This is a genomic window from Acidovorax sp., from assembly GCF_047607405.1.
GTDB lineage: Bacteria > Pseudomonadota > Gammaproteobacteria > Burkholderiales > Burkholderiaceae_C > Acidovorax.
The window spans coordinates 1-7,921 of the sequence record NZ_JASGDA010000067.1 but is presented as its reverse complement, the minus strand read 5'-3'; the positions used below and the strand labels follow the sequence as shown (position 1 = coordinate 7,921).

General features: G+C 68.6%; 11 protein-coding genes. 5 read left to right on the top strand and 6 right to left on the bottom strand.

The window, feature by feature from the left end; all coding sequences use genetic code 11:
• Positions 1-487, bottom strand: a 487-nt coding sequence (locus tag QM569_RS07840) for an NAD(P)H-binding protein (RefSeq protein WP_414986673.1), incomplete at its 3' end; no start/stop codon positions are given.
• 77 nt (positions 488-564) lie between these two features.
• Between QM569_RS07840 and QM569_RS07835 the strand changes: the two genes are divergently transcribed.
• On the top strand, positions 565-999 hold the full coding sequence (locus tag QM569_RS07835) for a winged helix-turn-helix transcriptional regulator (protein WP_414986672.1): 435 nt from the start codon (positions 565-567) through the stop codon (positions 997-999).
• Positions 1,000-1,336: 337 nt separating this feature from the next.
• Here the strand turns inward: QM569_RS07835 and QM569_RS07830 are convergent, their stop codons facing one another.
• Together QM569_RS07830 and QM569_RS07825 are read right to left on the bottom strand one after the other, a co-directional pair.
• A complete protein-coding gene (locus QM569_RS07830; protein WP_414986671.1) occupies positions 1,337-1,579 on the bottom strand; it encodes a helix-turn-helix domain-containing protein in 243 nt (80 codons plus the stop codon).
• 76 nt (positions 1,580-1,655) lie between these two features.
• Positions 1,656-1,850: a hypothetical protein gene (locus QM569_RS07825; protein WP_414986670.1), complete on the bottom strand. Its 195-nt coding sequence runs from the start codon at positions 1,848-1,850 to the stop codon at positions 1,656-1,658.
• Between QM569_RS07825 and QM569_RS07820 the strand changes: the two genes are divergently transcribed.
• On the top strand, positions 1,849-2,289 hold the full coding sequence (locus tag QM569_RS07820; protein ID WP_414986669.1) for a hypothetical protein: 441 nt from the start codon (positions 1,849-1,851) through the stop codon (positions 2,287-2,289). The genes QM569_RS07825 and QM569_RS07820 overlap by 2 nt on opposite strands.
• 39 nt (positions 2,290-2,328) lie before the next feature.
• Here the strand turns inward: QM569_RS07820 and serS are convergent, their stop codons facing one another.
• Positions 2,329-3,645, bottom strand: a complete 1,317-nt coding sequence (serS, locus tag QM569_RS07815; RefSeq protein ID WP_414986668.1) for a serine--tRNA ligase — start codon at positions 3,643-3,645, stop codon at positions 2,329-2,331.
• An 88-nt stretch (positions 3,646-3,733) separates the two neighbouring features.
• Between serS and QM569_RS07810 the strand changes: the two genes are divergently transcribed.
• The gene (locus QM569_RS07810) at positions 3,734-4,426 is read left to right on the top strand and encodes an HPP family protein (RefSeq protein ID WP_414986667.1); all 693 of its coding nucleotides are present in this window, start codon (positions 3,734-3,736) and stop codon (positions 4,424-4,426) included.
• 68 nt (positions 4,427-4,494) lie between these two features.
• On the opposite strand, the gene ispH is transcribed toward QM569_RS07810, so the two are convergent.
• Positions 4,495-5,484 carry a 4-hydroxy-3-methylbut-2-enyl diphosphate reductase gene (gene ispH / locus QM569_RS07805; RefSeq protein WP_414986666.1) on the bottom strand — a complete coding sequence of 330 codons (990 nt, stop codon included), beginning with the start codon at positions 5,482-5,484 and terminating at the stop codon, positions 4,495-4,497.
• Positions 5,484-5,951: an FKBP-type peptidyl-prolyl cis-trans isomerase gene (locus QM569_RS07800; RefSeq protein WP_414986665.1), complete on the bottom strand. Its 468-nt coding sequence runs from the start codon at positions 5,949-5,951 to the stop codon at positions 5,484-5,486. Before QM569_RS07800 ends, ispH begins: the two co-directional genes overlap by 1 nt.
• Before the next feature lie 59 nt (positions 5,952-6,010).
• Here QM569_RS07800 and radC point away from each other — a divergent pair, with 59 nt between their 5' ends.
• Together radC and QM569_RS07790 are read left to right on the top strand one after the other, a co-directional pair.
• A complete protein-coding gene (radC, locus tag QM569_RS07795; RefSeq protein WP_414986664.1) occupies positions 6,011-6,688 on the top strand; it encodes a RadC family protein in 678 nt (225 codons plus the stop codon).
• On the top strand, positions 6,685-7,827 hold the full coding sequence (locus QM569_RS07790) for an esterase-like activity of phytase family protein (RefSeq protein ID WP_414986663.1): 1,143 nt from the start codon (positions 6,685-6,687) through the stop codon (positions 7,825-7,827). The genes radC and QM569_RS07790 overlap by 4 nt, the downstream gene beginning before the upstream one ends.
• Positions 7,828-7,921 lie beyond the last annotated feature (94 nt).

The window sequence follows — 7,921 nt, the reverse complement described above, 5'->3', positions numbered from 1 at the left end:
GCTTCATGGCAAGCGGCAGGCGCCAGGTGAACACTTCGTTGTACCAACCGTTGCGCAGCAGCACGAACGGCACGCCGCTCTCCGCCAGGGCCGTCTCCGTATCGAGATGCTCTTGCGCGAGCCAGAGCGGCGAGGTGTCCGCGCGCAGAATGCTGGTGTAGGCGATCAGGCCCACGCCGGCCGCCTTCGCGGCGTTGACGACGTTGCGATGCTGCGGCTTGCGCTTGCCGTTGTCGCTGCTGGAGACGAGCAGCAGCCGATCGATGCCGTGGAAGGCGCGCGCCAGGGTATCGGGTCGGGTGTAGTCGGCCTCCCGGGTCTCCACGCCCTTGGCACGCAGCACGGCGGCGGCCCCGCCTTCCTGGGCGGGATCGCGCACGCCTGCGACGATGGCGCTGGCGGGCAGCGTTTCGAGCAGCACGTCGATGACGTGGCCGCCGAGTTGGCCGGTGGCGCCGGTGACGAATAGCTTGGGGGTAGCAGACATGGTCATTTCCTTGGTGGTCTAAAATCGAGACCAATGATCGTAGGAGAGACCATCAGCGTTGTGAAGGAGGCAGAATTTTGGGACAGGGTGAGATCAAAGTAGCCGTCACAGCATCCACGGGCGACCCCAGCCGGCCCGCCTTCCGTCGGGTGCAACAGGCCCCTTGGACGGTCGATCCGCAGTGCCCGGTGCGCGATGTGCTCGACCGGATCGGGGACAAGTGGTCCACGCTGATCCTGGTCACACTGGCGAACGGGCCGCACCGCTTCAGCGCCGTTCAGCGCGCGATCCCGGACATCTCCAAGCGCATGCTGACGCAGACCTTCCGCGATCTGGAGCGCGACGGGCTGATCGCGCGGACGGTGTTCCCGACCAAGCCGCCGAGCGTCGAGTACGGCCTGACGCCGCTGGGCGAAACGCTTCTGGAGCCGCTGACGGTGCTGGTGCAGTGGGCGGACCGCAGCCATGCAGCGATCAAGAACGCGCGAGCGGCATACGATGAAATGTCGTGAGGATAGGTGTGGCTAATCCCCAGCGGGCGATGATCAGGCCGGTTTCGGTGGCTATACCCTGCGCCAGCCTGGGCTACACGGAGCCAAGGCTTGCCACGACAATGCACCTATGTGGCCCTTAACGTTCGGATTGCCCAAGCGCCCGCCGCCCCGAAATCTGCTCTAACCTTGCGCGCTGTATAGCCCTTTTCTCCACGTCTCTTGTATGCGGATGGCTTGACAGCAGACATTTTTCATCCGCCGCCCGCCAGTATGTACGCCGCATCGACATTGCATTGCCCTGCGCAATATCGACAGCGACGAGGACAAGGCTGCCCACAAGTTCAGCCGTGAATTGCTACGCCCCGGCCTTCACCAGGTCATGGACAGTGACCTCCGGCTGAAGTTTGCAGGCTCTGCACCAATCGAGATAGAACAGGACATCCATGTAGCGCTCCCCGCGCTCCACCTTGGAGATATACGACTGATCCACCTTCAGTCGGGCAGCCAATTCGGCCTGCGTCAACCCCGCCGAACGGCGCAACGCCTTCAAGTGCTTTCTCAAGGCTTCATATCGCCGATGGTGAATCGTCAAGAGCATTCGTCACATGCTCATTGACCGAACTTAAAAGGCCACTATGGCCTTTTTTGGATATGATCACTCTCAGCCGAATAGGTCATTTCGGCCTTTCACAAGGAAGCCCCATGCAAAAAACACCGGCGACTCTGGCCGCCACAGCAACACTGGTTCCTCCGACCGCCTGCGGCGGTAGCGGGGACAGCGGCGATTCCAGCAGCAGTGCCACCAGCACCAGCACGGCGAGTGCCGAAGCTGTGCGCAGTGCGGCCAACTGATCGCAGGAGAACGCCATGGCACTCCATTGCCCCCAATGCGACAGCGAGAACGTGCAGGCCGTCCGGGTCATTCTGGACAGCGGCACGTCCTTCAACAGCGGCACCGTCACCGGCGTGGCCGTGGGCAGCAACGGCGGCGGCACCTTCGTGGGCACGTCGGGCAGCACCAGCCAGACGACACTGGCCGCACGGTTCAGTCCTCCCGTCAAACCAGCCCTGTGGGCTGTGATTGCTTTGGGCCTGCTGCCATTGGTCACATCGCCTTGGCTGGCCGCCAGTGGCCCGGACGCCGCATGGCGGTACATGAATCTGGCCTTATGGGCCGTCTTTGCCCATGCGGTCTGGAGCTACCGCAGGAAGTCAGCGGCCTACAAGGAACACCTCCCGAAGTGGAAGGCGCTGCATGACCATGGGTTTTTCTGCCACCGCTGCGGTCATACATTCATGACGAAGTAGAACAGCCACTACACAATCGCCGCCGCCCCACAAGGCAAGTCAGGCCGCCAGCACCGCCTGCCCGCCCAGGTAGGGGCGCAGCACCTCGGGCACGGTCACGCTGCCGTCCTGGTTCTGGTAGTTCTCCAGCACGGCCACCAGCGTGCGGCCCACGGCCAGGCCCGAGCCGTTCAAGGTGTGCAGCAGCTCGTTCTTGCCCTGCGCGTTCTTGAAGCGGGCCTGCAGGCGGCGGGCCTGGAAGGCTTCGCAGTTGCTGACCGAGCTGATCTCGCGGTAGGTGTTCTGCGCGGGCAGCCAGACTTCCAGGTCGTAGGTCTTGGCGGCGCCAAAGCCCATGTCGCCGGTACACAGGCACACCACGCGGTACGGCAGGCCCAGCTTTTGCAGCACGGCCTCGGCGTGGCGGGTCATTTCTTCCAGCGCCTCGTAGCTCTTGTCGGGGTGGGTGATCTGCACCATCTCGACCTTGTCGAACTGGTGCTGGCGGATCATGCCGCGCGTGTCGCGGCCATAGCTGCCCGCTTCGGAGCGAAAGCACGGCGTGTGGGCCGTGAGCTTGATGGGCAGGTCGGCCTCGGCCACCACCACGTCGCGCACGAAATTGGTCAGCGGCACCTCGCTGGTGGGGATGAGGTACAGCGCCGCGTTGTCCGGCACGGGCTCGCCCTCCTGACCGCCCTTCTTGGCGGCGAACAGGTCGCCCTCGAACTTGGGCAACTGGCCCGTGCCCTTGAGCGAGTCGGCATTCACCGCGTAGGGCACGTAGCACTCGGTGTAGCCGTGCTCCTGCGTCTGCACGTCCAGCATGAACTGGCTCAGGGCGCGGTGCAGGCGGGCGATGGGGCCTTTCATGACGGTAAAACGCGAGCCGGAGAGCTTGACGCCCATGTCGAAGTCCAGGCCCAGGGGTGCGCCCACGTCTACGTGGTCCTTCACCTCGAAGTCGAACGTGGGCGGCGTGCCCCAGCGGCGCACCTCGACGTTGCCCGCCTCGTCGCTGCCCACGGGAACGCTCTCATGCGGCAGATTGGGCACGGCGGCCAGCATGGCCTGCAGCTCGGCCTGGATCTGGTCGAGGCGCGCGGCGGACTGCTCCAGCTCGGCCTTCGACGCCGCGACCTGGGCCTTGGCAGCCTCGGCGCCGTCCTTGTCGCCCCGGCTCATCAGCATGCCGATCTGCTTGGAGAGCTGGTTGCGCTGGGCCTGCAGTTCCTCGGTGCGGGTCTGCAGCGTCTTGCGCTCGGACTCCAGGGACTGGAAGGCTGGCACGTCCAGGAAGGCTTGTGGCTTCTTGCGGGTTTCCAGCCGTGCAATGGCGGTGTCGAGGTCTTTGCGGAGGAGAAGAATGTCTAGCATGGTGGCGGCGATTTTAGAGGGGCGCACAGCACCGTTTGAGGCCGCGCGCAGCGCTGCCGATAACATGGCCGCAAAGGAGCACACCACCATGTTCTTCGTCTTCGGCCCGTCAGGGCAGATGTACCGGGGCGGGCCGGAAAACCTGGCGCAGATCTCCGCCGTGCGGCGCGTGCAGCGGCCCCAGGCGCTGCGCACGCGGCCACAGGACGTGCAGGCCGAGCCGGTGCCGACGCCCGCCGTGCCCGCGCACGCGGCCCCCGTCAGCCTGCGCGCGCACGAGGCCGTGAGCGCCTATGCGCAGACCGAGCAAGGCCCGCAGCCGGCGCAGCGCCAGCCCTTGAGCCAGGTCAGCGACGTGATGACCGCCGCCGCCGTGGCCGTGCCGCCCGACGCGCGCGTGAACGATGCCTGGCAGACCCTGGCCGAGCACCAGGTGGCGCAGGCCCCGGTGGTGGACGCGCTGGGCTGCGTGGTGGGCCTGCTGCTGCGCGCCGACATGGCGCCGCTGGACCTGCTGCCCGAGCCCGGCGCGGTGCAGCAGGCCATTGCCCTGGCGCGCAGGCCCGTGTCCGAGGTGATGGTGAGCCCCGTGCCCGCCGTGTCCGCCGACACCGAGCTGCGCCGCGTGGCCGCCGTGCTGCTGTCCACCGGGCTGCCCGGCCTGCCGGTGACGGACGAGGCGGGGGCTCTGGCGGGCTTCATCTCGCGCACCGACATCCTGCGCGCGGTGGCGGCAGACCCGCCGCTGGACCTGTGGAGCGGGCCTGCGGCGGCGCTCTAAAAAATAGGGGTCAAATCAGCATCCAGCGCTTATCTACCAAGCGCCAGCAGCTATCAATTCAGTAGTTTTCAGTGCCCTGTCTCGGGCATGCGTTCGGTGATCGTGAGCCCCGTGGCGGCGTCGATCTTCAACCCCTTGGGCAGCGGGAACTTGATGGTCTCCTCGATGCCGTCCATCTTGCGCACCGACACCGCGCCCAGCGCCTTGATGCGGTCGATGACCTCGCGCACCAGCACCTCGGGGGCCGATGCGCCCGCCGTCAGGCCCACGCGCGCGGCGCCGTCGAACCACTCGGGAAGCAGCTCGGCGGCAGAGTCCACCATGTAGGCGCGCGTGCCCAGGCGGGCCGCCAGCTCGCGCAGGCGGTTACTGTTGGAGCTGGTGGGGCTGCCCACCACGATCACCACGTCCACCTGCGCCGAAAGCAGCTTGACGGCGTCCTGGCGGTTCTGCGTGGCGTAGCAGATGTCCTGCTGCTTGGGCTCGCGCACCTGCGGAAAGCGCGCGCGCACGGCGGCGGTGATCTCGGCGGCGTCGTCCACGCTCAGGGTGGTCTGCGTGACCACGGCCAGCCTGGCGGTCTGCGCGGGCTGCACGCGGGCCACGTCCTCCACGTCTTCCACCAGATGGATGCCGTGGTCGAGCTGGCCCATGGTGCCCTCGACCTCGGGGTGGCCCTTGTGGCCGATCATGATGAACTCGTAGCCTTCCTTGGCGAGCTTGGCGACCTCGACGTGGACCTTGGTCACCAGCGGGCAGGTGGCGTCGAAGATGCTGAAACCGCGCGCGCGCGCCTCGTCCTGCACGGCGCGGCTCACGCCGTGGGCGCTGAACACCAGCGTGGCGCCGGGCGGCACGTCGGCCAGGTCCTCGATGAAGACCGCGCCCTTGGCCTTGAGGTCGTTCACCACATAAGTGTTGTGAACGATCTCGTGGCGCACGTAGATGGGCGCGCCGAACTTCTGCAGCGCGCGCTCCACGATCTCGATGGCCCGGTCCACCCCCGCGCAGAAGCCGCGCGGCTCGGCCAGGATGATTTCCTGCGGCGTGGCGGTCATTACAGGATTCCGATCACCTGGACTTCGAACGTGACGGGCTGGCCCGCCAGCGGGTGGTTGAAGTCGAACAGCACCGCGCCGTCGCCCTCGCGCACCTGCACCACCGCGCCCGCGTAGCTGCCCTGCCCGTCGGGCGTGGGGAACTGCACCACGTCGCCCGCGCTGTAGCGCTCGTCGGGGTCGCCCAGTTCGTCGAGCAGCTTGCGCGCCACCCACTGCTGCATGTCGGCATTGCGCTCGCCGAACGCCTCGCCCGCCGCCAGCGCGAACGTGGCGCGCGCGCCTTCGGCCAGGCCCAGCAGGCGCTGCTCCATGGCGGGCGACAGCTCGCCCGCGCCCAGCGACAGGGTGGCGGGCTTGTCGGCAAAGGTGTTGATCACGTCGCCCGCGGGGCCTGCCAGGCGATAGTGCAAGGTGAGAAAAGAGCCCGGCTGAACCGTGGGGGTGGGCGTGGCGGTAGAGGTCATGAGAGTCCCGATAAACTGCCCCGCATTGTAGAAACCCCGCGCAAAGCCCATCTCCCGCCATGGCCCTGAAGGACCTGCCCGCCGAAGCCCAGCCCCGCGAAAAGCTGCTCGCGCGCGGCCCCGCCGCCCTGGCCGATGCCGAGCTGCTCGCCATCGTGCTGCGCACCGGCACCGCAGGGCGCGGCGTGCTGCAGATGGCGCAGGAGCTGCTGGCGCACTTCGGCGGCATCGCCGGGCTGCTGCACACCGACGTGCAGGCGCTGCGCGGCTTCAAGGGCCTGGGCGGCAACGCCAAACGGGCCGAACTGGCGGCGGTGCTGGAGCTGGCCCGCCGCGCCCTGGCCCAGCAGCTGCGCGAGCGCGAGGTGTTCGACTCGCCCCAGGCCCTGCGGCACTACCTGCAACTGCACCTGGCCGCCAAGGGGCACGAGGTGTTCGCCGTGCTGTTCCTCGACGCGGGCAACCGCCTGCTGGCGCTGGAAGAACTCTTTCGCGGCACCCTCACGCAGACCAGCGTGTACCCCCGCGAAGTGGTGCTGCGCGCCCTGCACCACCAGGCCGCCGCCGTGGTGCTGGCCCACAACCACCCCAGCGGCAGCGTCCACCCGAGCCGCGCCGACGAGGCGCTGACGCAGACCCTGAAGGCCGCGCTGGGGCTGATCGACGTGCGCGTGCTGGACCACCTCATCGTCGCGCCAGGGCAGGCGCTGTCGATGGCGGATGCCGGGCTGCTATGACCTGGCCCCGCCTCGGCGCCGCCCTGCTGGCCGCCGCCGCGCTGCTGCCAGCCTGCGCGCCACCCCTGTCGCCCGCGCCCGAAGCCCCGCACGCCTGCCCCTGCCTGCGCCTGATCGGCGAAGCCACGCTGGACAAGGGCTGGCTCTACCAGGGCACCACCGTGGGCGGGCTCTCGGGCATCGACTACGACGCGGCGCGGGACCGCTACATCCTGCTCAGTGACGACCGCTCCAGCGTGGACGACGCGCGCTTCTACACCGCGCGCATCCGCTACACCGCCAACGCGCTCACCCTGCCCGAATTCACCGGCGTCACCGCCCTGCGCAGCGCCACCGGCCAGCCCTACGCGCCCCGCCGCCGCGCCGTGGACGGCGTGGACGTGCCCGACCCCGAGGCCGTGCGCTGGCTGCCCGGCGGCGACGCCTTCCTGTGGACCAGCGAGGGCGACTTCGCCCGCGGCTTCGGCCCCGCGCTGCGCGCCACGCGGGCGGCAGACGGTGCGCTGCTGCGCGACGTGGCCCTGCCCCCGTCCTTCCACCCCTTTGGCACAACCGGCCCCCGCGACAACGACGCGCTGGAAGGGCTGGCCCTGATGCCCGATGGCCGCACCGCCTGGCTCGCCATGGAAGGCCCCTGGCGGCAGGACGGCCCCCGCGCCACGCCCGCCAGCGGCGGCGCGCCGGTGCGCATCACCGCCATCGACCTGGAAACCGGCCGCGCCCTGCGCCAGGTCGCCTACCCGCCCGACCCCGTGCCGCACCCAAGCCCCCTGCCCGGCGGCTACACCACCAACGGCGTCAGCGAAATCCTGGCTGACGGCCCCGGCCACCTGCTGGTGCTGGAGCGCAGCTACACCCTGGGCGTGGGCAACTCCATCCGCCTGTACCGCGTGGCGCTGGCCAGCGGCAGCGACACCCTGGGCCTGCCCGCGCTCGCGCCCGGCAACCACGTACCCCTGCAGAAAACCCTGGTGGCCGACTTCGCCCGCCTGGGGCTGAAACACATCGACAACATCGAGGGAATGACCTGGGGGCCGCTGCTGCCGGGCGGCAAGCGCGTGCTGGTGTTCGTGAGCGATGACAACTTCAACCCGGCGCAGGTCACGCAGTTCATCGCGGCGGAGTACGTGGAGCCGTGAAAGCCAAGTCGCTCCAGGCCCTGCAGCCGCTGCGCCAGGCGCTGGCCGAGGCCGCCGCGCGCGAGGCCGAGCGCCTGCGCCAGCAGCGCGAGGC